Source organism: Micromonospora sp. NPDC047467, assembly GCF_040643095.1.
Taxonomy (GTDB): domain Bacteria; phylum Actinomycetota; class Actinomycetes; order Mycobacteriales; family Micromonosporaceae; genus Micromonospora.
Genome location: NZ_JBEYTO010000011.1, coordinates 98,470 through 122,842 on the forward strand (window position 1 = coordinate 98,470; position 24,373 = coordinate 122,842).

Below are 24,373 nucleotides of genomic sequence, written 5' to 3' on the forward strand. Positions count from 1 at the left end.
AGCCAGGCGACCGCTCGGCGCACTCGACGACCGGTGTCGATCTCACCCTTCCGCGTCGGGGAGCGCGCTCTTTACGGTGCGCGAAACTCCTCTGACGCCTGTGAAGGTGGTGATCCACAGATGTCCACGGACACACCCGCTCCGGCTGCTTCCCAGTCGGACAAGTACCTGGCCGTACAACGGTCGGACGAGTTCGCCGGGCTGCGGCGTGCGCTGCGCGGCTTCGTCTTCCCGATGACCGTCGCGTTCTTCCTGTGGTATGCGCTCTACGTCATTCTCTCCGCGTACGCCCGGGACTTCATGGGCACGAAGCTGTTCGGCAGCAACATCAACGTCGCGCTGGTCTTCGGCCTGCTCCAGTTCGTCTCCACGTTCCTGATCGCCTGGCTCTACTCCCGGTACGCGGACCGGAAGATCGACCCCATCGCTGACCGGATTCGCGCCGAGATCGGGGAGGTGACCCGTGAAGACGGTCCACGCGGTTGAGACGTTCCTCGCGGCGGAAGCGACAAACCACACCGCCCGCAACCTGACCATCACGCTCTTCCTGGTCTTCGTGGCGGTGACCCTGGCCATCACCATCTGGGCCAGCCGGCAGACCAAGACGGCTACCGACTTCTACGCGGGTGGCCGGTCCTTCTCCGGTTTCCAGAACGGCATGGCGATCGGCGGCGACTACATGTCTGCCGCCTCGTTCCTCGGCATCGCCGGCATCATCGCGCTCTACGGCTACGACGGCTTCCTCTACTCGATCGGCTTCCTGGTCGCCTGGCTGGTGGCCCTGCTGCTCGTCGCCGAACTGCTGCGCAACTCCGGCCGGTACACGATGGCGGACGTGCTGGCCTTCCGGATGCGGCAGCGTCCGGTGCGTACGGCGGCGGCGGTCTCCACCATCACGGTGTCGATCTTCTACCTGCTGGCGCAGATGGTGGGCGCGGGCGCGCTGGTCGCGCTCCTGCTGGGCATCCGGCCGGGGACGACCTTCCTCGGCATGGACGCGGCCACCGCCAAGGTGGCCACCATCATCATGGTCGGCGCCCTGATGATCATCTACGTCACCGTGGGCGGCATGAAGGGCACCACCTACGTGCAGATCGTCAAGGCGTTCCTGCTGATGGGCGGCGCGCTGCTGATGACCCTGCTGGTGCTGGCGAAGTACAAGTTCAACCTGTCGTCGCTGCTCGGTGACGCCGCCGCCTCCTCGGGCAAGGGCAGCGCGTTCCTCGAACCAGGGTTGCGGTACGGCGTCGAGGTGGCCGGCAATGCGACACAGACCTTCTACAACAAGGTCGACCTGCTCTCGCTCGGCATCGCCCTGGTGCTCGGCACCGCCGGTCTGCCGCACATCCTGATCCGCTTCTACACCGTGCCGACCGCGAAGGCGGCCCGCAAGAGCGTGCTCTGGGCGATCGGCATCATCGGCACCTTCTACCTGCTCACCCTGGCCCTCGGCTTCGGTGCGGCGGCGCTGGTGGGCAGTGAGGCGATCACCGCGCAGGACAAGGCCGGCAACACCGCCGCGCCGCAGTTGGCCGAGGCACTCGGCATCGACTTCTTCGGCGGCGACCTAGGAGGGGCGGCCCTGCTGGCAATCATCGCAGCGGTCGCCTTCGCCACCATCCTGGCGGTGGTCGCCGGGTTGACCCTGGCCTCATCCTCCAGCCTGGCGCACGACTTCTACGCGAACGTCATGAAGAAGGGCGAGGCGTCGGAGCGCCAGGAGGTACGGGTCGCCCGGATCTCCGCCCTGGTGATCGGCGCGGTCTCCATCCTGTTGTCGATCTACGCCCAGAACCTCAACGTGGCGTTCCTGGTGGCGCTGGCCTTCGCGGTCGCCGCGTCGGGCAACCTGCCGGCGATCCTCTACAGCCTCTTCTGGCGGCGGTTCAACACCTCCGGAGCGGTGTGGGCGATCTACGGCGGTCTGCTCTCGGCCGTACTGCTGGTGTTCTTCTCGCCGGTGGTCTCCGGAGCGGCGACCTCGATGTTCCCGGATCACGACTGGCAGTGGTTCCCGCTGTCCAACCCGGGCATCCTCTCGATCCCGTTCGGGTTCCTGTGCGGGTGGATCGGCACCGTCATCTCCAAGGAGCACGACGAGGACAAGTACGCGGAGCTGGAGGTCCGCGCCCTCACCGGCGCCGGCGCCCACTGACGCGCGGCACGTTCGTCGGGAAGGGCCCCCGCCCGCCGGGGGCCCTTCCCGCGTGAATGGGGATCGGTAGGCTGACCGGCATGAAGGTTGCCCAGCGATTCGGTTCCGGTCATCGCGTTCTCGTCACCGGCGGCGCCGGTTTCGTTCCCTCACACCTGGTGGATTCGCTGATTGCCCGGGGCTGCACGGTGGTGGCGCTGGACAACTTCGTGACCGGCTCCAAGGAGAACGTCGCCCACCTGCTGGACCGGCCAACCTTCACCCTGGTCGAGGCGGACATCTCCGACGGCCTGCCGACCCACCACCCGGCGCTGGCGCAGCGGTTCGACGCGATCCTGCACATGGCCTCGCCGGCCAGCCCCACCGACTTCGCCCAGCTGCCGGTGGAGATCCTCCGGGTCGGCTCGGTGGGCACCCTGCACCTGCTGGAGCGCGCTGTCGCCGACGGCGCCCGGTTCCTGATGGCCTCCACCTCCGAGGCGTACGGGGACCCGAAGGAGCACCCGCAGCGCGAGACCTACTGGGGCAACGTCAACCCGATCGGGGTCCGCAGCGTCTACGACGAGGCGAAGCGCTTCTCCGAGGCGGCCACCATGGCGTACCACCGCTACCGGGGGCTCGACGCGGCGATCGTCCGGATCTTCAACACGTACGGCCCGCGGATGCGCCCGGACGACGGGCGGGCCATCCCGACCTTCATCTCCCAGGCGCTGCGCGGCGAGCCGATCACCGTGCACGGCACCGGCAACCAGACCCGGTCGATCTGCTTCGTCGAGGACCTGGTGCGGGGCATCCTGCTGCTGCTCGACTCGACCGAGACGGGCCCGGTCAACTGCGGCACCGAGCACGAGCTCTCCATGCGACAACTCGCTGAGTTGATCGTGTCGCTCTCCGACAGCAACTCGGAGGTGACCTACATCACTCGCAGCGCCGACGACCCGGAGATGCGGCGCCCGGATCTGACCCTCGCCCGGGAGCTGCTCGGATACGAGCCGACCGTGGCGCCCGAAGACGGCCTGCGACGCACGATCGAGTATTTCCGGGCGCGGCTAGGGTAACCGGCGCGCGACAGACCGCCGATCGCTGAGCGTTGCCTGGGGGCGAGAGTGGCTCCCGCTACGTACCCTCAATTACATGTCAGCGACCTCTGCCGGCGTTCCGCAGCCGTACCTGAACCGCAGCGCTGGGCGCGCCTCGGTGCCCGGCCCCGACCGGGGCGCCTCCGGGCGCGCCCGCCCGTCGGAGGCACGCTGGTACCCGTCACACGACGATGAACAGCTCCGGTCGGGCGGCCCGGCCGGGCCGCGAGGGCCCGGTGGCCCGGGTGGCGTCGGCGGTTCGGGGCGGCGTGGTCCACGGCCGCGCTGGGGGCGGATCGGCCTGGTGGCCGGGATCGCGGTGCTGGTCCTGGCGCTGCTCGGCGGCCTCGGTGCCTGGATGTACGCGCGCAACCTCAACAACGACCTGGCCCGGACCGACCCCTTCGCGGAGATCACCGGCGGTCGACCGGCCAAGCCCGTCGACGGCGCGTTCAACATCCTCCTGGTCGGCAGCGACTCCCGGGACCCGGACGCGCCGGTCGACACCAAGAGCCAGTGGCGAGCCGACACGATCATCGTGATGCACATTCCGGCCGACCACCAGGAGGCGTACCTGGTCTCCATCCCGCGTGACCTCTACGTGCCGATCCCGAAGAGCGCCGGCGCGGACTGCGGTTCCGGCCAGCGCGCGAAGATCAATGCGGCGTTCGCGTTCGGCGGGCTGCCGCTGGCGGTCCGCACCGTGGAGTGCTTCACCGACGTCCGGATCGACCACGTGATGGCGATCGACTTCGGTGGCTTCAAGGAGGTCACGGACGCCCTCGGCGGTGTCGACCTGAAGGTGGAGCGGACGATCACCTCGATCCACAAGCCGTACCGGACGTTCACCAAGGGCACCAACCACATGGACGGCGCGGAGGCGCTGGACTGGATCCGGCAGCGCAAGCAGTTCCCGGACGGCGACTTCGCCCGGATGCGGCACCAGCAGGAATTCCTGCGGGCACTGATGGACAAGGCGGCGAGCACCGGCACGCTGGCGAACCCGAAGAAGCTCAACGACTTCCTCAAGTCGGTGACCGCGGCCGTCACGGTCGACCAGGACTTCTCGTTGACCGACATGGCAGTGCAGTTCCGCAACCTGCGGGGGCAGAACCTCACGTTCCTGACCAGCCCCAACGCGGGCAGCGACACGATCAACGGCGAGTCGGTGGTGGTCTCCGACCGGGAGAAGGCGCTGGCGATGTACCAGGCCATGTCGGCGGACACCATGGCGGACTGGGTCAAGGCCAACCCGCCGAAGAGCACCGACGGCGGCTGATCGAACGGCGGCGATCGACCGAGTCTGAGAAATTCGACGTCCGGATTGACACGAGAAGAACTCGCCAAGTCGATTTGATGTACGTAGAGTGGTGCCGCCCCATCCTGATCACGAGCTGGAGCACGAATGCCGGTTCAGGCCAGCCGACGCCCTTCCTCCGCCGCTCCGAGCGGTCGAATCGCCGCGTCCATACCGGCGCAGCCGGGCTCGTCGGGCGGTGGGCCGGGCGATCGCCCCCCGGGCCGCGGCGGGCGGTCGGGCGGGAAGGGGCCGGCGAAGAAGCGGCCCAAGCGCAAGGATCCGCTCTGGGCCCGACTGACCGTCATCTTCGGCGCGGTGCTGATGCTCACCAGTGGGGCGGGCATCGTCGGCGGCAAGGTGCTGATCAGCCAGGCGACCGGTGACATCGCGCAGCGCAACCTGTTGGGTGGCGCCAGCAAGTCCGACGCCGAGGGTGGGGCGAGCCTGGACGGGCCGATCGACATGCTTCTGCTCGGCGTGGACGCGCGGGAGCGCTGGGCGGCCGACAACGTCCGCTCGGACAGCATCATCATCCTGCACATTCCGGCCTCGCACGACCAGGCGTACCTGATCTCCATCCCCCGCGACACCGAGGCGTACATCCCGGCCCACCCGAAGGGCGGTTGGTCCGGTGGCAGCGGGAAGATCAATGCGGCCTTCGAGGTTGGCGCCCGCAACGGCGGCGGCTGGGAGGGTGGCGCCCAGCTGATGGCGCAGACGATCAAGCGCCTCACCGGGGTCAGCTTCGACGGTGCCGCGATCATCAACTTCGGCGGCTTCAAGAACGTCATCGACACGCTCGGCACCGTGCGGATCTGCGTCAGTCAAGAGGTCGAGTCGCTGCACATGTCGTACGTCGACGGCAAGCCGATGTGGAACGCGGACGCCAAGAAGACCGGCAAGCCGAGGACCCCGGTGGTGCACAAGAAGGGTTGCCAGGAGATGGAGGGCTGGGCGGCGCTCGACTACTCCCGGCAGCGCAAGTCCCTCCGCAACGGTGACTACGACCGCCAGCAGAACCAGCAGCAGCTGATCAAGGCGATGGCCAAGAAGGCCACCGACAGTGACATGCTGACCAGCCCGGGCAAGCTCCAACAGTTGATCAAGGCGGCCGGCAAGGCGTTCGTGCTGGACACCGGCGGCGCCTCGATCGAGAGCTTCATCTACACCATGCGCGGGGTGACCGCGAACGAGCTGACCATGCTCAAGACCAACAACGGCACCTTCCACAGCACCGGTAGCGGCACCGAGACCCTGAGCGAACAGACGATGGGCATGTTCCGCGCGCTCAAGCAGGACAAGCTTGCCGAGTTCGTCTTCGCCAACCCCGAGGTGATCTCCACCCGCAAGTGAGCGGGCCGATGTAGGGGAAAAGCCCGCGGTCGTCCCCGTCACGGACCGTAGCCTGACGTGAGCAGGTTTCACGTGACGGCTGCGGGGAGGCGGACACGTCCAGGTCCGGACGGAACGTGGTGGGCCGGGCCGGCGACGCCCGATCCGCCCGGTCGGGCCGTGGCCGTGGTCCGCGGATCATGCTCGGCGTCGGGCTGGCCCTCGTCCTGCTGGCCGGGCTCGCGGTGGTCGGCCTCAAGACGCTCACCCACCGGTACGACCGCACGGTGACCAAGGAGCAACTGCTCCACACCGACGCCCGCAGCGACCGCACCGACCTGGACGGGCCGCTCAACTACCTGCTCATCGGCACCGACCGGCGCGCTGGCAGCAGCGAACCCGACCAGCGCTCGGACACCATCCTCATCGTGCACGTGCCCGCCGGCCGGCGCGAGGCGTACCTGGTCTCCATCCCGCGTGACCTGCTGGTCGCCATCCCGCCCGCGAACGGCTTCGGCGGCGGTCCAGACAAGATCAATGCGGCGTACGAGCATGGTGGCGGCGGACAGGCCGGCACCCAACTCCTCTCCGCCACCCTCAACCGGCTCACCGGCATCCGCTTCGACGGCGCGGCGCTGATCGACTTCTCCGGCTTCCGCAAGGTCATCGACCTGCTCGGCGGCGTCCAAATGTGCGTGGACACCGAGGTCCGCTCGATCCACACCAAACGGGTCTTCCCCACCGGCTGCCAGCGGATGGACGGGGCGCAGGCGCTGGACTACGTGCGGCAGCGCTATGACCTGCCCGGCGGCGACTACGACCGGCAGCGCCACCAGCAGCAGTTGCTCCGGGCGATGCTGGACAGCGCCGGCCAGGCGGACCTGCGCACCAACCCGGTGAAACTGGACCAGGTGCTCCGCGCGGTCGGCGGGTCGCTGACGGTCGACACCAACGGCGTACCCCTGGAGGACCTGCTCCTCGCGCTACGCGCGCTGCCGCCCGACGGAATGCGCGGCGTCCAGGTGCCCTCGTCCCCGCAGACCATCGACGGGGTCTCGTACGTGGTGCTCGACAACGGCGGCAACGGGCTTTTCGAGGCCGTCCGCGGCACCCGCCTGCCGGCCTGGGCGCAGGCCAACCCGCGCTGGGTGACCCGGTTGTGATGGTATCGACGGCCCGGTCGGCACCGAACCGGCCGGCGAGGATCTAGTGTTGCTTCCTGTGTTCGGACCCCAGGTTCCCACCGTGCCCGTGACCGAGATCGCCGATGACACCTACCTGCTCGACGTGCGGGAGGATGACGAATGGGCGGCGGGCCACGCCCCCAACGCCCACCACCTGCCGATGATGGAACTGCCGGCCCGCCTCGCCGAGGTGCCCACCGACCGGGATGTGGCGGTCGTCTGCCGCTCCGGCGGTCGCTCCGCCCAGGTCGTCGCCTACCTGGTCAACAACGGCTGGGACCGGGTGCGCAACGCCGACGGCGGAATGCGCCAGTGGGCCGCCGTCGGCCGCCCGGTGGTCGACGGAAACGGACAGCCCGGCCAGGTCATCTGAGGCCGTCGACATGGGCGGGCCTCTGGTCTTCGCGCACCGCGGCGCGTCGTACGACCTTCCGGAGCACACCCTCGCCGCCTATCTGCGCGCCCTCGACGAGGGCGCCGACGGGCTGGAGTGCGACGTCCGGCTGACCCGGGACGGGCACCTGGTCTGCGTCCACGACCGGCGTCTGGACCGCACCAGCAACGGCCGGGGTCTGGTCAGCGCGCGTACGCTCGCCGAACTGGAGGCGCTCGACTTCGGCTCCTGGCATCCGGGCAGCGCGCCGAGCGGTGACCTGCCGCCGGACGAGTCGCACACCCGGCTGCTGACCCTGACTCGGCTGCTCGACGCGGTGCTGGCCGCCGGGCGGCCGGTCCGGCTGCTCGTGGAGACCAAACACCCGTCCCGCTACGGCTCGAACGTGGAACGACGGCTGGTCGCCCTGCTGCGGGCGTACGGGCTGGCCGACCCGACGCCGGACGACCCGGTGCAGGTCACCGTGATGTCGTTCTCCCCGCTGGCGGTCCGACGGGTCCGGGAGTTGGCCCCGACGCTGCCCACGGTGCTGCTGCTGGAGGTGCTGCCGCGCTGGTGGCCGGCGGGTCGGCTGCCGTTCGGCGCCCGCATCGCCGGGCCGGGCATCGGCCTGGTCCGTGCCCGCCCGCAGTTGCTGCCCGCGCTGCGCGCCGCCGGCAACCAGGTGTACGTCTGGACGGTCAACGACCCGGCCGACCTGGAGCTGGTGCTGGCCGCCGAGGTGGACGGGATCATCACCGACCGACCGGCGCACGCTCTCGCCCGACGGGACCGTTGATCGGCATCGACAGGGGGTGCCGGAAGTCGGGTCGCCGGTGCAGACTCGGCACATGCCGGAGCGTATCGATTTCCCCGCTCTCATCGCCGGCCATACTGTCGTCATCGAGATGATCAATTCTGGGGACGCGGGGCTGCCGGTCCTCACCCAACTGCTCCGGGCAGCCCAGCCGGCGCTCGGCGCGACAGGTATGGCGTTCGTCGAGTTCGGCCCGACCGGTGGCCGGGTGATCGCGGCGACCGGCGCGGCGGAGTGGGCCCTCGGGCGCCCGCTGGCGGCGGACGACCCGGACACCGTCTGCCTGCTCTCCGGGCCGCGCGTGCGCCAGGTCCACGTGAACGACCTCAACGGCAAGCTCGCCGGCGAGTTGGCCGGCAGCGGGCTACGCCGGATGGTGGTGTCCCGGGCCGAGATCGGCGGGCACACCGTCGGCAGCCTGCACGCCTTCTACCCGGGCGAGGACGAGCCGGGCGACGAGCAGCAGGGGGTGGTCACCTACCTCGCCTCGTGCGTCGGGCACATGTACGGCGACCAGAGCGGCCTGCCGGTGCACGGCGACGGGCCGGTGGTGGCGGCGCTCGCCGACGGGCTGGCCGTGGTGGACCGTGAGGGGCACGTCCGGCTCTGGAACCCGGCCGCCGTCCAGGTCACCGGTCAGACAGCCGAACAGGCGCTGAACCGCCCGCTGCCGATGCCGATGCCGCCCTCCGGCCAGGTCCGCGATCACCGGCTGCCGGACGGCCGCTGGCTGCGGATCACCTCCGGCGAGTTGCCCGGCCCTGGCTCGCTGCGGGTGGTCACCTTCCGCGACATCACCGACCAGCAGCGCCGCGATCACGACCGGGACCTGTTCGTCGCGGTGACCAGCCACGAGCTGCGCACCCCGGTCACGGTGATCAAGGGGTACGCGGACACTCTCACCGACCACTGGGATTCGCTGAACGACGCCGAACGCCGGCAGGCCGCCCGGGTGATCGGGCAGCGCGCCAACGAGTTGGCCCGGCTGGTCGACCGGCTGCTGTCCTCGGCCGCCGAGACCGGCCCGGGCGACGACCCGCCCAGCCCGTTCGATCTCGGTGAGGCACTGCGGACCGCCGTCGTCGACCTGCCGGCGGAGCTGCGCCGGCGACTGGAGCTGCGCCTCCCCGCCGACCTGCCCAAGGCGCTCGGCCACCGGCCCAGCCTGACCACCGTGCTGACCGAGCTGGTGACCAACGCGGGCAAGTACTCGCCTCCGGGCTCCCCCATCGAGATCACCGCCGGGGTCGACGGTCAGCTCGTCGGGTTCCGGGTCAGCGACCGGGGCATCGGCATCCGCCCCGAGCACGTGGAGCGGGCCTTCGACCGGTTCTGGCAGGGAGAGTCCGGCGACCGGCGCGGCTACCCGGGCGCGGGGCTCGGCCTCTATCTCGTCCGCCGAATCGTTGAACAGCAGAATGGATGGGTATCCCTACGTCCGAGGACCGACGGCGGTACGGTCGCAGAGGTGCGGCTGCCGCGCGGTTGACCGGCGGCGGCGCGACGTGGAGGCGACGGTGGCAGTGAGGGATCGGGCGTGGTGCGTGGTGGTTCCCCACCACCCCGCTGGCGCACGGCTGGCCCGGCACCGGCTGGCCGGCGATCTCGCGGACGTCGTACCCCCGACGCTTCTCGCGGACCTGATCGCGGTGCTCGCCGAGCTGGTGGGCAACTCGGTGCGACACGCCCAGCCGCTGCCCGGCGGCGTGGTCCGGGTGGCCTGGCGGTTGCGGCCCTCGGCTGAGGGCCCACGGATCCAGCTGCGGGTGACCGACGGTGGCGCGAGCACCGGGCCACGGATCCGGACGGCCAATCCGGACGCCGCCGACGGGCGCGGGCTGCACATCGTGGCCGGGCTGGCCACCCGCTGGGGCGTCGAGCGCGACGGCATGGGTCAACGCGTGTGGGCGGAGTTCGACCCGACCGCGACGACCCGCTCCGACCTGGTGACGGCGGGCTGAACGACCGCGCGGGTGGGTCCGGCCCACGACGGGGCCGCCGGGCCTCTAGGCTGTGACGCCGTGAGCAAGCGTCGAAAGAGCCAGCGCGCCGCCGTCGACACCGCCCCCCGAAAGGACAAGGTGCGGGACATCTTCGTGCCGCGACCGTTCGAAGGGCTGGTTGACGAGCCCGAGTGGATCGCGCTGCGTGAGCTGGTGCCCGCCGCGTCCGCGCCGCTGCGGCTGGCGCCCGCCGTCGTCGAGGAGTTCGGGGACCGGCCGGTCACGTTGGCCACGGTGCTGCCGATGGCCGCACCGGCGGTGAGCAAACCGGACGGCCGCGTGCTCATCGGTCTGCAGCGTCACCAGCAGTCCGGCGACGTCTCCCGCGATCTGGCCGACGCGCTGCTCTGCGCGCTGCGGGCCGAGCCGGGCGGCCAGGTGGCCGTACCGCCGCTGCCCGGCCCGGGCCCCCGACTCCAGGACATCCTGGTGGACGGTCCACTGGAGATCAGCATGCACGACGGGTTCGAGTTCTGGCTCGACCCCGGTGCGGCGGACGACCCGACGGTCCAGGCGTCGCTGGAGCGGGCGAACGCCGCCATCTACCCGACGGTGCGGCTGGCCGCGGCGAAGGCCGCGTACTGGTGCCAGGTCCCGGAGAAGGCACACGTGCGCTGGGTGCTGCCGGAGGACGAGGACGCCGCCCTGGACGCGCTGGCCCGGCTCGGCGCGGCCGGCACGTTGACGCTCGGCGAGCAGACCAAGTTCGCCGGCATGTTCCGCGCGCACGGTCGGCTGGTGCCGGTCTGGGACCTGCCGGAGCAGACTCCGGCGGCCGACTGGGAAGACCCGGTCGCGCAGTTCGCCAAGCGGTACGCGGAGGCGCTCACCGCCACCGACCCGCTCGACGCCGCCGGCCGGCGGGCCCGCCAGGGGCTGCTCGGTCGCCAGCTCACCCTCCGCTGACGTCAGGGCCGCCCACTAGCCGTCCACCAGGTGCCCTTCCCTCAGCGGGTCGCGGACCATCGGGCAGGACATGCAGCGTGGGCCGCCCCGACCGGAGCCCAACTCTGAGCCCGCGATCGGGATGACCTCGATGCCGGCCCGCTCCAACTGCGCGTTGGTCGCGGTGTTGCGTTCGTAGCCGACGCAGAGCCGGGGCGCCAGGGCGAGGGTGTTGTTGCCGTCGTCCCACTGCTCGCGTTCGGCGGTGACCGGGTCCAGCCCGGTGTCGATGACCCGGAGCTGGTCGAGGTCCATCGCGTCGGCGGCGGCCCGCAGGAAGGGCGCGGGGCCGTCCACCCGCGGGTCCTCGCCGTCGGCGCCGGCGATCACCGTGTACGCCGACAGCGTGCTGGCGATGTTGGGATACATCAGCACGGCGTCCACGTCGACCATCGTGCAGACGGTGTCCAGGTGCATGGTGGCGCGCTCCTGGGCGATCGGCACCACCAGGATGGTGTGGGCCAGCCCGGCGGCGAAGACCTGCCGGCCGAGGCGTTCCGCGCCGGCCGGTGTGGTCCGCTCGCCCACCCCGACCGCGAGCACGCCCGGGGCGAGCAGCAAAACGTCCCCGCCCTCCAGGTGTTCGAGGTGGGGACGGTACACGAACTCGGTGCCGGCGAAGCGTGGATGGTAGCGGTAGATGGCGTCGGTCAGGGTGGTTTCCCGCCGGCGGGCCGGCATGGCCAGGCTTGTGACACCGACCCGGTCGCCGATCCACAGCGACGAGTCCCGGGTGAACAGCAGGTTCGGCAGCGGGTCGATGACGAAGTCGTGCCGGTCCATCAGGGTGTAGACCAACCCGCCCGGCCGCTCCGAACTGATCCGCAGCTCCTCGTGGGCGAGCCCGGCGATGAGCACGTCGGCCAGCGCGGCCGGGTCCAGGTAGGCGAGGTGGTCGGCGACCCGGGCGCGCAGGGTGTCGCCGAGTCGGCGGGAACGCAGCACCTGCTCGGTGAGTTCGGCCCGGGCGTCGGCGACGGCCAGCGTCTCGGCCAGCAGTGCGGCCAGGTAGAGCACCTCGACGCCGCGCTCGCGCAGCGCGGCGGCGAACGCGTCGTGCTCCTCCTGGGCGCGGCCCACCCAGGGGATCGCGTCGAACAGGAGCGAGTCGTTGTTGCGCGGGGTGAGCCGGGCCAGTTCCGGGCCGGGTCGGTGCAGGAGCACGGTGCCGAGCCGGCCGACTTCACTGTCGACGTAGTGGGTCACCCCCGCAGCGTAGGGCAGGGTTTAGCGGCATCCGAGAAAAGAACTGTGGATGAATATGGCATTCATCCGTAGTCACTCCGGCGTTCCTGCTTGCCGAACACCGGGAGTGGCAACGTAGGGTAGTGAGGACATAACTTCGAGGGACCTTTTGCCGGAGGTCGCGATGACTGTCTTTCCCGCACGACGAGCCGTACCGACCGCCCGGGCACTGCCGCCCGTCGCGGTGCCCCACCCCCGCGTCGAGTCGCCGGGGGTTCTCGAACCGATCCGTCCGACACCGCTCGCCTGGGCTCGGCGCCGCCGTGCCGAGCGGGGAGCCCGTCGGCTGGAGGCGGCCGGAGCGCGGGCACTCGGCCAGCTCGACCACCTCGGGCCGGCCTGGCACGTCATCGAGTGGCCCCGCACCGACATGGCGGACGCTGTGCTCGACCGCCCTCAGGACGAACGCGCCGGGTTCCTCGCCATCGGGCCGAGCGGCCTGTTCGCGGTGACCATCGCCGACCACGGCCGCGCCCGGGTGCTCGTCGCCGGTGACGTGGTGCAGATCAACGGCAAGCGGCCGCCGTACGTGGCCGAGGCCCGTCGGGACGCCAAGCGGGCCAGCAAGGCCCTCAGCGACGCGGTGGGGCTGACCATTCCGGTGTCGCCGGTGCTGACCTTCGTGGGCTCCGGCGTGATCAGCGTCTACGGCCTTCCGAAGGACTGTCTGATGGCCACCCACCGGGAGCTGGACCGGCTCCTCGTGGCCGGTGGCAGTCGGATCAGCCCCGCCACGGCCGAGAAGCTGTCCCGGGTCGCCCAGCACCCCGGCACCTGGCTGAAGGGCACGTACCGTCCAGCAGCCGACTACCGGTGGTACGACGAGGGCCGAACGGCCGCTGACAAGCCGGCCCACCACCGGTAACGTCACCGGCGACGCCACGCGGCCCCGGTTCCCCGCCCCCCACCGGCTCCCGCGCCGTCACCGACCGCCCCGGCTCAGGCCGCACGGCCCGGTGACCCGGTGCGCTCGGTGGTCCCGTCGGTGACCGGCTAGCGTGGACAGTCCGTCGGTGTACATAGGAGGCTCGGTGGCCCACGTCGAACTCTCACTCTCGGAAGTGTTCGTGCCAACGGCGCGGGCCTCGACAGAGCTGGGGTCCGACAACTTCGGTCAGTGGTCCTCGACGGTCTGCCGGGCCGACGAGCCGTGTCTGCTGATCGACGCTGACACCCTTGTGGTGGCCATCTCCACGGCCGGCTGCGAGCTGCTCTGCCTGGGCGAGCCGGCCGGCCTGATCGGGCGGCCACTGCTCGACGGCGGTCTGCGCCTGCTCGACTTCACCGCCAACCGGGGTGAGCTGACCGAGGCCGAAATCGACAAGATCCCTCCCCTGCTGGCGCTCTCCTCCGGCCGACTCGCCCGTGGGCTGCTCCGGGTGCAGGCGGCCTCGGCGAACAGCTCCGACGCGACGGTCGACGCGATCTCCACCCCGGTGCACGCCAACGGTGCCGTGGCGGGGTCACTCACCTTCTTCTCCGAGGTCTGACCTGCGGCGGAGTGTGGCGTTCGCCGCACGTGGCAATGTCGGCGTGAGCCCACACCGACGCCGTAAGGTGCCCTCATGCTCGATATCGCTCTGCTGCCGGGGGAGTACGCCGTGTGCCGGTTGGCCGCCGGCACCGCCCTGCCGTACGCGCTGTCGAGCGAGTTGGGCCGCGCCGACGTGGTCTCCGTGAGCTGGACCGCCGACGGGATGTCGGTGATCTGCCCGAGCGACCGCGCTCCGGCGAAGGCCGTGGTGGAGACCTCCTGGCGCTGCCTGAAGGTCGCCGGCCCGGTGGGGGTGGCCACCACGGGAACGCTTGCGGCACTTGTCGGGCCGCTCGCCGAGGCTCGGGTCAGCGTGGTCACGTTCTCCACCTTCGACACCGACTACCTGCTGGTGCCGACCGTCCGGCTGACCGAGGGCGCGGCCGCTCTGGAGCGCGCCGGGCACCGAGTCCTCGGCTGAGCTTCACCCGGCCGGCCGCTCGCCCTACGATGGGCTCGGCCACCCCCGGCCGCGACGAGCTTCCCCGATGTCCCGAGGATCGGCCCGTGCCGTTCACCCCGTTCCGCCGCCCGTCTCCCCCACCACGGGCGATGGCCGCCGCGCCCGTCCTGGCGGCGGTCCGTACGCCGGTCCTGCTGACCCTTCTCGCGATCGTGGCGCTTACCGGCTGCGGCGCCCCACCCGAACTGCGGCAACCTGCCGGGGTGCCGCAACCCACCGGCACGCCGACGGCACCCGGGCCTACCGGTGCTCCGACGGGATCGCCCACCGCCGTGCCGAGCGCCCCGCCGGTCGGCGCCCCGTCGGCCACCCCCGACGCCGACCTGGTCGCCACGGCCTGCCGAAACGGCCCGACCGGGCAGCAGGTGGTGCGGCTGCTGCGCGGCCGGGCCGCCGTCCTCCCGGACAACGTTCAGGTCAAGGTCCGCACCGGGCCGCTCTGTGCCACCGACTGGCAGTACACCGTGGTGGAGGTGACCGGGCACGAGGAACTCCAGGTCGTCACCCGGGGTCGACCCACCGCCCTCGAACTGGTCACCGCCGGCACCGACGTGTGCACCATCGAGGTCCGAGCCGCCGGGCCAGCCGGGATCCGTGCCCTCGCCTGCGATGCTGGTCCGCCACTCAGACCGGGTGCGTAGGCTGGTCGACATGCCCGGAACACCGCCCACGCGCTTCGTCTACCTCGGCCCGGAGGGCACCTTCGCCGAACAGGCCCTGCGCATGATCCCCGCCGCCGAACGCGGCAGCCGTACGCCCGCCCGCAGTGTCGGGGAGGCGCTGGACGGCGTCCGGGCCGGGGACGCCGATGCCGCGCTGGTGCCGTTGGAGAACTCGATCGGCGGGGCGGTCGGCGTCACGCTCGACGAGATCGTCGAGGGTGACCCGCTGGTGATCACCCGCGAGGTGATCCTGCCGGTGGAGTTCGTTCTCGGCGCACGGCCGGGCAGTTCGCTGACGTCGATCCGCACGGTCGCGGCGCATCCGCAGGCGTCCACCCAGTGCCGAGGCTGGCTACGCGACCACCTGCCCGACGCGGTGGTGGTCGACGTGCTCTCCAACGGCGCGGCGGCCGCCGGCGCCGGTTCGGGGGAGTTCGACGCGGCGATCTGCGCCCCGATCGGGGCGGCCCGGCACCGCCTCGCGGTGCTCGCCGACAAGATCGCCGACCACCCCGACGCGGTGACCCGGTTCGTGCTGGTCTCCCGGCCCGGCCCACCCCCGCCGTCGACCGGCGACGACCTCACCTCGCTGGCCGTCTACATCGCCCACGACCGGGTCGGTGCGCTGCTGACGGTGCTGATGGAGTTGGCCGTCCGCGGGGTCAACCTGACCCGCATCGAGTCCCGGCCGACCGGCGAGGCGCTGGGCCGGTACGTCTTCTTCCTGGACTGCACCGGGCACGTGGCCGACGTGCGGCTGGGTGAGGCGTTGCAGGGGCTGCGCCGGGTCTGCGCCGAGGTCCGCTTCCTGGGCTCCTATCCCCGACACCGGTGGGCCGAGTCGGCGGGCGAGTTGCCCGTTCCGGCGCCGGCGGGCCTCTCCGACGTCGACTACGCCGACGCGGCGGCCTGGCTGGCCCGACTGCGCACCGGCGAGTTGGCCTGAGCCGGGCGGGGCGCCCCCGGGGATCAGGGGCGCCCGGGGCTCCGCGTCAGCTCAGCAGACCACCGAGCAGACCGCCCTCCTGCTGCTGTTGACCGCTGCCCATGACCGGCGGCTCCTCGGACGGCTGCACCACCACGAAGCCGTGACCAGCGAAGCTCATCGTGTACGCCTCGCCGGTGCGCCGGCCCAGCAGCGTGCCGAGACCGAGTTGCTCGGCGCGGTGGTAGCCGGTCTGGAGGCTGGCCGACCAGCAGACCGCCGCCTGCGGGTCGACGTACGTCGGGGCGTCCACGTTGAGCACCACCGGGGTGCCCCTGGTGGTGATGGCGATCCGGCCGTACCCGCTGAACACGCAGTTGAACAGGCCGGACGCGGCCATCCCGGCGCCGCCGACCATCCTGATGTCGTACTGGAGGGTCGAGTCGAAGGCGAGCACGCTGGAGCCGTTGATGGAGAGGGCATCGCCCGGCTCCAGGTCGATGATGTGCACGTCCTTGGCCAACTCGGCGAGGAAGACGTCACCCTGGCCGGTGACCCTCATCAGCGGGACGCCCTCGCCGGTGAGCTTCTGCTTGAGGAACTTGCCGAGCCCGCCCGAGCCCAGCGCCTGGAACTGCACGTTCCCCTGGTAGGCGACCATCGACCCGACCCGGGCCATCGCCTCACCGTTGAGCTCGATCTTCAACATCTTGGAGTTCTGCAGGCGCATGCCGGCCTGGGGGGATTCCTTCTCCAGGTTCTCGGCGGAGAACAGCTCGCTGCGCATGGAAGGTGCCTCCTGAATGGGTCGCGTTCGCTGCGTCGACGGTAAGCGACCGCGACAAGCACGAGCCATCGGTCGAGCGGCGTGCCGCCGTCGGGCAGCAGCGCAGGCTCAGCCCCAGCCCAACGCGTGCAACCGCGCGTCGTCGATGCCGAAGTGGTGGGCGATCTCGTGGACCACCGTGATCGCCACCTCGTCGACGACGTCATCGTCGTTGTCGCAGATCCGCAGGATCGGGCGGCGGTAGATGAAGATCCGGTCCGGCAGCACGCCGGAGTAGTCCCAACCCCGGTTGGTGAGCGCGTGCCCCTCGTAGAGGCCGAGCAGGTCGGGCTCACTGGGAGGCGGATCGTCCTCGACCAGGATCACCACGTTGCTCATCAGACCGAGCAGTTCCCCGGGGACCTCGTCGAGGGCGTCACCGACCAGCTCCTCGAAACGCTCTCGGGTCATCTCCACCGGCACGCCACCATTGTGCCCGATGCCCGACCGATCGGCCCGGTCACGCCGCAGGGCCGTGATCGAGGTCCGCGCGTGCGCGGAGGGAGCGGCCGCCCGGGACCGGGCGGTGGCTCCCTCCGTGCACGTACGGCGTGCGGGTCCGCTGGCTCAGGAGGCCAGGCGAGCGGTGAGGGTGATCTCGGCGCCCGGCGAGAGCAGGCGGGAGATCGGGCAGTTGGCCTTGGCGGCCTCGGCGAGCTTCTGGAACTCCGCCTCGTCGACCCCGGGCACCTGGCCGACGGTCTCCAGGTCGATCCGGGTCACGGTCATCCCGGCGTCGGTCTTGTCCAGGTGGACCTTCGCGGTGGTCTCGACCGAGGTCGGCGTCGAGCCGGCGTCGGCGAGCGCCTTCGAGAACGCCATCGAGAAGCAGCCGGCGTGCGCGGCGGCGATCAGCTCCTCGGGGTTGGTGCCCTCGCCCTCCTCGAAGCGTGACTTGAAGGAGTAGTTGCCGGAGAGGCCGCCCTTACCGGTGCGGACCGTGCCGGCGCCCTCGGTGAGATTGCCCTGCCATTGTGCTGAAGCGGTACGGATAGGCATGAGGAGAACGCTAGCGGATAGGTGACCGCCGAGCGACCGACCGGCACCGACGCCCACCCTGCGATCCCCGTCACCCCATCGACGACCCGGCGTGGGCGGCGTCGGAGGGGGCAACAATCACGCGCTCTGTGCCATGATTCGACGCAGGCCCGTGACCGGCGGAGGGATGGCCGATGTCCGAGGAGCTGCCGATCCCCCGGCAGGGCGACCCGCCCGACGGGCCGACCGTGATCGAGTGGGGCGGCGACGACGAGCCCACCGAGCGCCGGCGCTTCGGTCTGTCCCTGGCCGGCTTCACCCAGGACCCTCGGCTGCCCGTGCTGCTCGCCGGGCTCGGAGCGGTTGCCGGGGTCGCCTCGCTGGTCGGCGAGTGGCTGGTGATGACCCTGCCGAACAGCGGGCCGGTCGGCACCAGCACGATCGACGTTCCGGCCGGGGTGTCCGACATCGGCGGTTTCGGGATCGGCTACCTGGTCGGCCTGCTCGGCCTGGTCTGCGCCGTGGTGCTGGCGCTGCGGGGCACCGCGGCCGTCCGGCCGAACGCCCGGCTGCTGGGGCTCACCCTCGCCGCAGCCCTGCTGGCGCTGCTGATCGCCGCGACGGCGACGCTCAACGACAGTGGTCAGCGGACCTACTTCTACGCACCCCAGGACGGTTTCCGGGTCGAGTACGGCCGTGGCCTGGTGATGGCGTTCGTCGCCTGCGTGCTGCTCGGCGCGGCCCTGCGGCTGGCGTCGACCGCCGCCGCCGGCACCCAGCCGGGGTCGGCGGGGGACGACCACCCCGACGACGGGGCACCGGGGCGCGGCTGGCGTCGCCGCCGGGACCGGGCCTCGGCCCAGGAGGACGGCCTGCCCGCGCCGGCCGACCTGACCGTCACCTCGGCGGCCCCGTTCACGCACCCCCAACCCCCGGCCTGAGCGCCGCCGCGCCGGTCGCCCCGGCGTTGCACCCGCAGCGGCCGGTAGGCGAAGAAAAAGCGCGGCGCCGGCCCTGAGGGGCCCGGATCGGCGGTCGCGCCCACACCGCCTGACCTGCGTTGTCGGCGACCCCGGCGGTACGCGGCCCGTTGGCGCCCGATTCGCCTGGAAGCCATGGTTGCGCCCCGTTGGGCGAGGTACGGTTGCTGCCCGCCGTCACGCCGGGTCTCGACCAGGGCCGCACGGCAGGCTGCGACGGCGGCGGGCGAAGGAGGAGCGATGACCCGCCCGGGACTGCCCAAGCTGATCGCGACCGACCTCGACGGCACGCTGGTTCGCAGCGATGAGACCGTCTCCGCGTACACCCATGGGGTGCTGGACCGGGTGCGGGCCGCCGGAATTCCGGTGGTCGGCGCGACCGGACGCGGCCCCCGGTTGACCGAGTTGACCCGCAACGACATCCGGGCCGCCGACTTCCTGGTGATGGCCGGCGGCGGCCGGGTCGTCGACCAGAGCGACCCGGCCGGCCCGGTGGTGCTCCGCGACGAGCGACTGGCCGGCGAGGTGCTGGCCCAACTGCTCGCCGACCTGGAGGCCGAGGTCGGTCCGCTGACCGTCATGGTCGAGGCGTCCGACGAGCACGACGCCCCGCTCTGGGGCGACTACCACGCGAGCTGGCCCTACCAGGACCGGTTCGAGGAGCGCACCCGCGCCGAATGCCTCTCCTGCGACGTGCTCAAGGCGTTCGCGCGAACCGCCGACCACCACGTGGACGAACTGCTCGCGGTGGCCCGCCAGATCATCCCGCCGCAGGTCGCCACGCTCACCCAGGCCGGGCTCGGCTTCATCGAGATCTGCCCGCCCGGCGTGGACAAGGCGACCGGGCTGACCGCGGTGGCGCAGACCCTCGGGGTCGACCCGGGTGACGTGCTGGTCTTCGGGGACATGCCCAACGACCTGCCGATGTTCGAGTGGGCCGGCTGGTCCCGGGTGGCGGTGGCCAACGCGCACCCCGCCGTGCGCGCCATCGCTGACGAGGTGACCCTGCGCAACGACGACGACGGGGTGGCGGTTTATCTGGACCGACTACTGTCCCGGTGATGGGAGAGACCCCTCGGTTGATCGCCACCGACATAGACGGCACGTTGATCCGCGACGACCACACGGTCAGCCCCCGCACCGCCGGGGTGCTGGCCCGGATCGTCGAGCAGGGCACGCCGGTCGTGCTGGTCACCGGCCGTCCGGTCCGCTGGCTCAAGATGGTGTACGAGCAACTGGCCGCGCCGCTGCCGGCGGTCTGCGCCAACGGTGCCGTGGTCTACGACCCGGTACGCGACGAGGTGCTGCGGGCCGACCCGCTCGCCCCGCAGCACCTGGCCGAGGTGGCCGAGCGGCTGCGCGCCGAGGTGCCCGGGATCGCCTTCGCGGTGGAGGTCGAGGACAGCCGTGAGATGCGCCACGAGGAGCTGTACCCGCTGCGCTGGGACGCCGACGACAACAAGATCCGCCCGATCGAGACGCCGGAAGAGTTGCTCTCCGTGCCGGCGGTGAAGCTGCTCGCCCGGGCTGGCGAGCAGGACCCGGACGCGTTCGCCGAGCTGATCGCCACAGCGGTGGCGGGGCTCGCCGAGGCGACGCACTCGTCATCGTCCGGGCTGGTGGAGATCTCCGCGGCCGGGGTGACCAAGGCGGCCGGGCTCGACTGGTACTGCGACCGGCTCGGCGTGGCCGCGGCGGACGTCGTGGCCTTCGGTGACATGCCCAACGACGTGCCCATGTTGACCTGGGCCGGGCGCGGCGTGGCGGTGGCCAACGCGCACCGCGCCGTCCTGGCGGTCGCCGACGAGGTGACGGCGGCGAACTCCGAGGACGGCGTGGCCGCGTACCTGGAGAAGGTTTTCGGGGTGGGCTGAGCGGCCGTCAGAGGTACTGGCCGGTGTTGTGCCCCTCGCCGCCGCCCGGCTGGCCCATGCCCGGCATCCCGGGCACCATCCCGCCGGGGCCGCTGGGCAGCGCCTGCCGGCCGCCGCGCATCTGCTCCAGCTGCACCCGGGCGGCCATCTGCTGGGCGACCAGGGCGGCCTGGATGCCGTGGAACAGCCCCTCCAGCCAGCCGACGAGTTGGGCGTGCGCGATGCGCAGCTCACCCTCGCTCGGGGCCTTGTCCTCCGTGAAGGGCAGCGAGATCCGCTCCAACTCGTCGCGCAACTCGGGGGCGAGGCCGTCCTTGAGCTCGACGATGGAGCGCTCGTGGATCTCCCGCATCCGGTGTCGGCTGGCGTCGTCCAGGGGAGCCGCCCGGACCTCCTCCAGCAACTGCTTGATCATGCTGCCGATCCGCATCACCTTGGCCGGCTGTTCGACCAGGCGGGTCGGGTCTTCGCCCTGCCCCTCCTCGTTCTGCACCGTGCCGATCGGCCGACCGTCCGCGCCGACCACCACCACCGTGCCGGAGTGGCCGGAGTCGTCCGGGCCGGGATCGTCGTTCTGTCCAGCGGAGCGCGCGTCGGTCATGGGTCCATTTTTACCCAGTGGGCGCGACCCATGCCGCTCGGGACCGACTCCCGGGGCCGAACCACCCGGCCGGGACGCGCTAACGTGCCGCCATGCCTGCCGACCCACGTGACGTGCTGACCCGGCCCGCTCCCGAGCCGGACCGGACCGTGGCCTACGGCGATCACCCGGACCAGGTGGCCGACCTTCGGCGGCCGGCCGGGACCGGCCCGGCCAGGCCGCTGGTCGTCGTGGTGCACGGCGGCTTCTGGCGGGCCGAGTACGACCGGGGGCACACCGGGCCGCTCGCAGCCGCGCTCGCCGCCGAGGGGTATCCGGTCGCGCAACTGGAGTACCGGCGCACCGGGCAGCCGGGCGGCGGTTGGCCGGGCACGTTGACCGACGCGCTGACCGGGATCGCGGCGCTGCCGGAGCTGGCCGCCGAGGCACTGCCGGGCCGGGTGAGCGATGCCGCCCCGATCCTGATCGGTCACTCCGCCGGTGGCCACCTCGCGCTGTACGTGGCGGCGACCGCGCCGTCGACGGTGGGTGCGGTGCTGGCCCTGGCCCCGGTGGCCGACCTGGTCGAGGCGTACCGGTGGGACCTGGATTCGGGCGCGGTGACCGCGCTGCTGGGCGGCGGCCCGGCGGAGGTTCCGGACCGGTACGCGGCGAGCGATCCTCGATTGTTGGTACCCACGCGAACACGGACAGTAGTTATGCACGGGTCGGTGGATCTGCAGGTTCCGGTGGCGATGAGCCGGGACTTTGTCGTGGCGGCCCATGCCGCAGGGTCCGATATCTCCCTTGTCGAGCTGCCCGGATGCGAGCATTTCGGGCTGATCGACCCGGAATCAGCAGCGTGGCCAAGGGTCCTCGATGCATTGCGGTCCCTGCACGATGATCAATAGCCATTGACGCAGCGTCGCGGAGCAGGTAGAACGCCCGGAGGGGCGTGTTCTGCCCTGCAACGCTCTCGGGGAAGGAACTCGGTGTCGCAGATGAATCGCAGGCGGGCGCTCCAACTGTTGGCCGCGCTCGGTACGACCGGATTCGCCGCCGCGTGCGGCTCCGACACCGACGACCAGTCGACCACCAATCGGCGCCCGATCAAGATCGGTCTGATCGTACCGAAGGGTGGCGGCGTCAAATCTATCGGCGACGACATCACCAACGGCTTCCAACTCTTCCTCGACCTGCACAGCAACCGACTGGGCGGGCATCCGGTGGAGCTCCTGACCGCCGACGAGGGCGAGACCGCCAAGAGCGGCAAGGCCGCCGTCGACCAACTGCTCCAGCAGAACGTACTGGCGCTCACCGGAGTGGTCAGCTCGTCGGTGATGGTCGGCATCCGCGACACCGTGGAGGAGGCCCGGGTCCCGCTCATCGGCTCGAACGCCTCGCCGAGCAGTCTGCAGAGCGTCGTCTACATCTGGCGCACGTCGTACGTGCTGGACGAGGCCGGCCGGGCGCTGGGCCGCTACCTGCGCGACCAACTGCCGACGAACGGCCGAGTGGCGATCATCGTGCCGGAGAACGTGGGCAGCCCCGACGTGGTGCGCGGCTTCCGGCAGGAGTTCGGCGCCTCCGACCCACGAATCGCCGACCCGGTGACCACCACCAACCCGACCTCCAGCCCCAACAAGACCACCTACGTGGCGGACATCGAGAAGGCGCTGGCCAAGAAGCCGACCGCGGTCTTCTGCTTCTTCGCGGGCGCGGCCGCCGTGGAGTTCATCAAGCAGCTGCGCGACCAGTTCTCCGGGCCGGTCTACGCGCCAGGCTTCCTCACCGAGGGCACCGTGCTGGAGAGCCTGGGCCAGGACGCCCTGGGCATCCAGACCGCGCTCAACTACTCGGCCGACCTGAACAGCACGTCGAACCGGGTCTTCGCCTCGGCCTATCGCAAGAAGCACCAGATCACGCCTACCACCTACGCCATGGCGTCGTACGACGCGGCGCAGGTGCTCGACCAGGCCATCCAGCTCACCAACGGGTCGCCCACGCCCCAGCAGGTCAACCTGGCACTGGGCAGGATCGGCCAGATCGACAGCCCGCGCGGGATCTGGCAGTTCAACCAGCCGCGTACCCCGCAGCAGAAGTGGTACCTGCGGGAGGTGCAGCGCGACGGTCAGGCCACGTCGAACGTGCTGATCAACGAGCTGGCCACGCTCGGCTGAGCGCCCACCGGAGCACGATCAGGGGCCGGTCTCCCGTGTGGGAGGCCGGCCCCTGTCGTACGCGGCAGTGTTCGGGTCAGTGCCGCAGTTCGGCGATGCAGCACTTCACGCTGCCGCCGCCCTTCTTCAACTCGGCCAGATCGACCGGGACCGGGTGGTAGCCGGCGGCCTTGAGCTTGCCGGCCAGCCGGGTGGCCTCACTGTTGAGCACCACGTTTGCGCCGTCGCTCACCAGGTTGAGCCCGAACGCCATCGCGTCCTCGTCGTCAGCGATCACCGCCTCCGGGAAGAGTTGGGTGAGCACCCGCTGGCTGGCAGCGGAGAACGCGCCCGGGAAGTAGACGATGTTCGAGTCGTCGATCGCGGCGAGCGCCACGTCCAGGTGGTAGAAGCGGGGGTCGATCAACCGCAGCGACACCACCGGCCGACCCAGCGCCTCCTGCGCCTCAGCGTGCGCCGGGATCTCGGTCCGGAAGCCGTGCCCGGCCAGGACGAGCCCGCCGTGCGCCTCCGGCACGTACGCGAAGTCACCCTCGCCCTCGTTGGTCTCGCTCGGCGCGATGAACCGCCAGCCCTGCGACTCGTAGAAGGCGTGGTGGACGGCAGCCTCGGCGGCCCGCTGCTCATGCTTGAACCGTGCGCCGTACACGCTGCCGTCCACCATGAAGGCGCCGTTGGCGGCGTAGACCATGTCGGGCAGGCCCGGCTCGGCCGTGAGCACGTGCACGTCGTGACCGAGGCCGACCAGCGTCTCGCGCAGGCGGTCCCACTGCTTGACGGCCAGGTCCCGGTCGACCGGGGTGGTCACGTCCATCCACGGATTGATCGCGTACTCGACCGCGAAGTGCTCGGGCGAGCACATGAGATATGTCCGCTTTCGCGAGACTCGCTGCTGGTTCACGGTCACCAAGAGTAGGTACGGTTGAACTTTGGTAACA

Annotated in this window: 27 protein-coding genes; 21 read left to right on the top strand and 6 right to left on the bottom strand. The window is 71.1% G+C overall.

Annotation, left to right across the window (positions count from 1 at the left end):
* Window positions 1–120: 120 nt before the first annotated feature.
* The 11 genes from ABZ780_RS26855 (at window position 121) to ABZ780_RS26905 (ending at window position 11,149) form a co-directional block, all read left to right on the top strand.
* Window positions 121–486 carry a DUF485 domain-containing protein gene (locus ABZ780_RS26855; RefSeq protein ID WP_357487881.1) on the top strand — a complete coding sequence of 122 codons (366 nt, stop codon included), beginning with the start codon at window positions 121–123 and terminating at the stop codon, window positions 484–486.
* Window positions 464–2,155 (top strand): cation acetate symporter, encoded by a 1,692-nt coding sequence (locus tag ABZ780_RS26860; RefSeq protein WP_355587280.1) that lies wholly within the window; start codon window positions 464–466, stop codon window positions 2,153–2,155. Before ABZ780_RS26855 ends, ABZ780_RS26860 begins: the two co-directional genes overlap by 23 nt.
* Window positions 2,156–2,235: 80 nt before the next feature.
* Window positions 2,236–3,213 carry an NAD-dependent epimerase/dehydratase family protein gene (locus ABZ780_RS26865; RefSeq protein WP_357487882.1) on the top strand — a complete coding sequence of 326 codons (978 nt, stop codon included), beginning with the start codon at window positions 2,236–2,238 and terminating at the stop codon, window positions 3,211–3,213.
* 76 nt (window positions 3,214–3,289) lie between these two features.
* Complete coding sequence (locus ABZ780_RS26870; RefSeq protein ID WP_357487883.1) at window positions 3,290–4,513, top strand: LCP family protein; 1,224 nt, start codon at window positions 3,290–3,292, stop codon at window positions 4,511–4,513.
* A 342-nt stretch (window positions 4,514–4,855) separates the two neighbouring features.
* A complete protein-coding gene (locus tag ABZ780_RS26875; protein WP_357004774.1) occupies window positions 4,856–5,887 on the top strand; it encodes an LCP family protein in 1,032 nt (343 codons plus the stop codon).
* 179 nt (window positions 5,888–6,066) lie between these two features.
* Window positions 6,067–7,029 carry an LCP family protein gene (locus ABZ780_RS26880; RefSeq protein WP_357487884.1) on the top strand — a complete coding sequence of 321 codons (963 nt, stop codon included), beginning with the start codon at window positions 6,067–6,069 and terminating at the stop codon, window positions 7,027–7,029.
* A gap of 58 nt (window positions 7,030–7,087) precedes the next feature.
* Window positions 7,088–7,423, top strand: coding sequence for a rhodanese-like domain-containing protein (locus ABZ780_RS26885; protein WP_053652311.1), 336 nt, complete (start codon window positions 7,088–7,090; stop codon window positions 7,421–7,423).
* A gap of 10 nt (window positions 7,424–7,433) precedes the next feature.
* A complete protein-coding gene (locus tag ABZ780_RS26890; RefSeq protein ID WP_357003022.1) occupies window positions 7,434–8,222 on the top strand; it encodes a glycerophosphodiester phosphodiesterase family protein in 789 nt (262 codons plus the stop codon).
* Window positions 8,223–8,274: 52 nt separating this feature from the next.
* The gene (locus ABZ780_RS26895) at window positions 8,275–9,729 is read left to right on the top strand and encodes an ATP-binding protein (RefSeq protein WP_357487885.1); all 1,455 of its coding nucleotides are present in this window, start codon (window positions 8,275–8,277) and stop codon (window positions 9,727–9,729) included.
* A gap of 55 nt (window positions 9,730–9,784) precedes the next feature.
* A complete protein-coding gene (locus ABZ780_RS26900) occupies window positions 9,785–10,201 on the top strand; it encodes an ATP-binding protein (protein ID WP_357487915.1) in 417 nt (138 codons plus the stop codon).
* Between the two features lie 60 nt (window positions 10,202–10,261).
* Entirely contained in the window at window positions 10,262–11,149 is an 888-nt protein-coding gene (locus tag ABZ780_RS26905) for a DUF5926 family protein (RefSeq protein ID WP_357487886.1), read from the top strand.
* Window positions 11,150–11,164: 15 nt separating this feature from the next.
* Here the strand turns inward: ABZ780_RS26905 and ABZ780_RS26910 are convergent, their stop codons facing one another.
* Window positions 11,165–12,394, bottom strand: a complete 1,230-nt coding sequence (locus tag ABZ780_RS26910; protein WP_357003028.1) for an arginine deiminase — start codon at window positions 12,392–12,394, stop codon at window positions 11,165–11,167.
* A gap of 163 nt (window positions 12,395–12,557) precedes the next feature.
* On the opposite strand from ABZ780_RS26910, the gene ABZ780_RS26915 reads away from it, so the two are divergent.
* The 5 genes from ABZ780_RS26915 (at window position 12,558) to pheA (ending at window position 16,038) form a co-directional block, all read left to right on the top strand.
* Window positions 12,558–13,298, top strand: a complete 741-nt coding sequence (locus tag ABZ780_RS26915) for a hypothetical protein (protein WP_357003030.1) — start codon at window positions 12,558–12,560, stop codon at window positions 13,296–13,298.
* Between the two features lie 166 nt (window positions 13,299–13,464).
* Entirely contained in the window at window positions 13,465–13,923 is a 459-nt protein-coding gene (locus ABZ780_RS26920) for a hypothetical protein (RefSeq protein WP_357003032.1), read from the top strand.
* Window positions 13,924–13,998: 75 nt separating this feature from the next.
* Complete coding sequence (locus tag ABZ780_RS26925) at window positions 13,999–14,388, top strand: ACT domain-containing protein (protein ID WP_357003034.1); 390 nt, start codon at window positions 13,999–14,001, stop codon at window positions 14,386–14,388.
* A gap of 131 nt (window positions 14,389–14,519) precedes the next feature.
* Entirely contained in the window at window positions 14,520–15,071 is a 552-nt protein-coding gene (locus ABZ780_RS26930) for a hypothetical protein (RefSeq protein ID WP_357487916.1), read from the top strand.
* Window positions 15,072–15,081: 10 nt separating this feature from the next.
* On the top strand, window positions 15,082–16,038 hold the full coding sequence (gene pheA / locus ABZ780_RS26935) for a prephenate dehydratase (RefSeq protein WP_357487887.1): 957 nt from the start codon (window positions 15,082–15,084) through the stop codon (window positions 16,036–16,038).
* A gap of 46 nt (window positions 16,039–16,084) precedes the next feature.
* Here the strand turns inward: pheA and ABZ780_RS26940 are convergent, their stop codons facing one another.
* The 3 genes from ABZ780_RS26940 to ABZ780_RS26950 all read right to left on the bottom strand — a co-directional run bounded on the left by ABZ780_RS26940 (window position 16,085) and on the right by ABZ780_RS26950 (window position 17,842).
* Complete coding sequence (locus ABZ780_RS26940) at window positions 16,085–16,804, bottom strand: AIM24 family protein (protein WP_357003038.1); 720 nt, start codon at window positions 16,802–16,804, stop codon at window positions 16,085–16,087.
* 108 nt (window positions 16,805–16,912) lie between these two features.
* The gene (locus ABZ780_RS26945; RefSeq protein WP_357003040.1) at window positions 16,913–17,260 is read right to left on the bottom strand and encodes a metallopeptidase family protein; all 348 of its coding nucleotides are present in this window, start codon (window positions 17,258–17,260) and stop codon (window positions 16,913–16,915) included.
* Between the two features lie 150 nt (window positions 17,261–17,410).
* Entirely contained in the window at window positions 17,411–17,842 is a 432-nt protein-coding gene (locus ABZ780_RS26950) for an OsmC family protein (RefSeq protein WP_357487888.1), read from the bottom strand.
* A 173-nt stretch (window positions 17,843–18,015) separates the two neighbouring features.
* Between ABZ780_RS26950 and ABZ780_RS26955 the strand changes: the two genes are divergently transcribed.
* The 3 genes from ABZ780_RS26955 (at window position 18,016) to ABZ780_RS26965 (ending at window position 20,675) form a co-directional block, all read left to right on the top strand.
* Window positions 18,016–18,762 (top strand): hypothetical protein, encoded by a 747-nt coding sequence (locus ABZ780_RS26955; protein ID WP_357003044.1) that lies wholly within the window; start codon window positions 18,016–18,018, stop codon window positions 18,760–18,762.
* A gap of 279 nt (window positions 18,763–19,041) precedes the next feature.
* Window positions 19,042–19,863, top strand: a complete 822-nt coding sequence (locus tag ABZ780_RS26960) for an HAD family hydrolase (RefSeq protein WP_357003046.1) — start codon at window positions 19,042–19,044, stop codon at window positions 19,861–19,863.
* Window positions 19,863–20,675 (top strand): HAD family hydrolase, encoded by an 813-nt coding sequence (locus ABZ780_RS26965; protein ID WP_357003048.1) that lies wholly within the window; start codon window positions 19,863–19,865, stop codon window positions 20,673–20,675. The genes ABZ780_RS26960 and ABZ780_RS26965 overlap by 1 nt, the downstream gene beginning before the upstream one ends.
* Before the next feature lie 7 nt (window positions 20,676–20,682).
* Here the strand turns inward: ABZ780_RS26965 and ABZ780_RS26970 are convergent, their stop codons facing one another.
* Window positions 20,683–21,276: a bacterial proteasome activator family protein gene (locus ABZ780_RS26970; RefSeq protein ID WP_357487889.1), complete on the bottom strand. Its 594-nt coding sequence runs from the start codon at window positions 21,274–21,276 to the stop codon at window positions 20,683–20,685.
* Window positions 21,277–21,368: 92 nt separating this feature from the next.
* Here ABZ780_RS26970 and ABZ780_RS26975 point away from each other — a divergent pair, with 92 nt between their 5' ends.
* Both ABZ780_RS26975 and ABZ780_RS26980 read left to right on the top strand, forming a co-directional pair.
* On the top strand, window positions 21,369–22,166 hold the full coding sequence (locus ABZ780_RS26975; protein WP_357487890.1) for an alpha/beta hydrolase: 798 nt from the start codon (window positions 21,369–21,371) through the stop codon (window positions 22,164–22,166).
* An 81-nt stretch (window positions 22,167–22,247) separates the two neighbouring features.
* On the top strand, window positions 22,248–23,435 hold the full coding sequence (locus tag ABZ780_RS26980) for an ABC transporter substrate-binding protein (RefSeq protein WP_357003054.1): 1,188 nt from the start codon (window positions 22,248–22,250) through the stop codon (window positions 23,433–23,435).
* 76 nt (window positions 23,436–23,511) lie between these two features.
* Here the strand turns inward: ABZ780_RS26980 and ddaH are convergent, their stop codons facing one another.
* The gene (gene ddaH / locus ABZ780_RS26985) at window positions 23,512–24,345 is read right to left on the bottom strand and encodes a dimethylargininase (protein ID WP_357003056.1); all 834 of its coding nucleotides are present in this window, start codon (window positions 24,343–24,345) and stop codon (window positions 23,512–23,514) included.
* Window positions 24,346–24,373 lie beyond the last annotated feature (28 nt).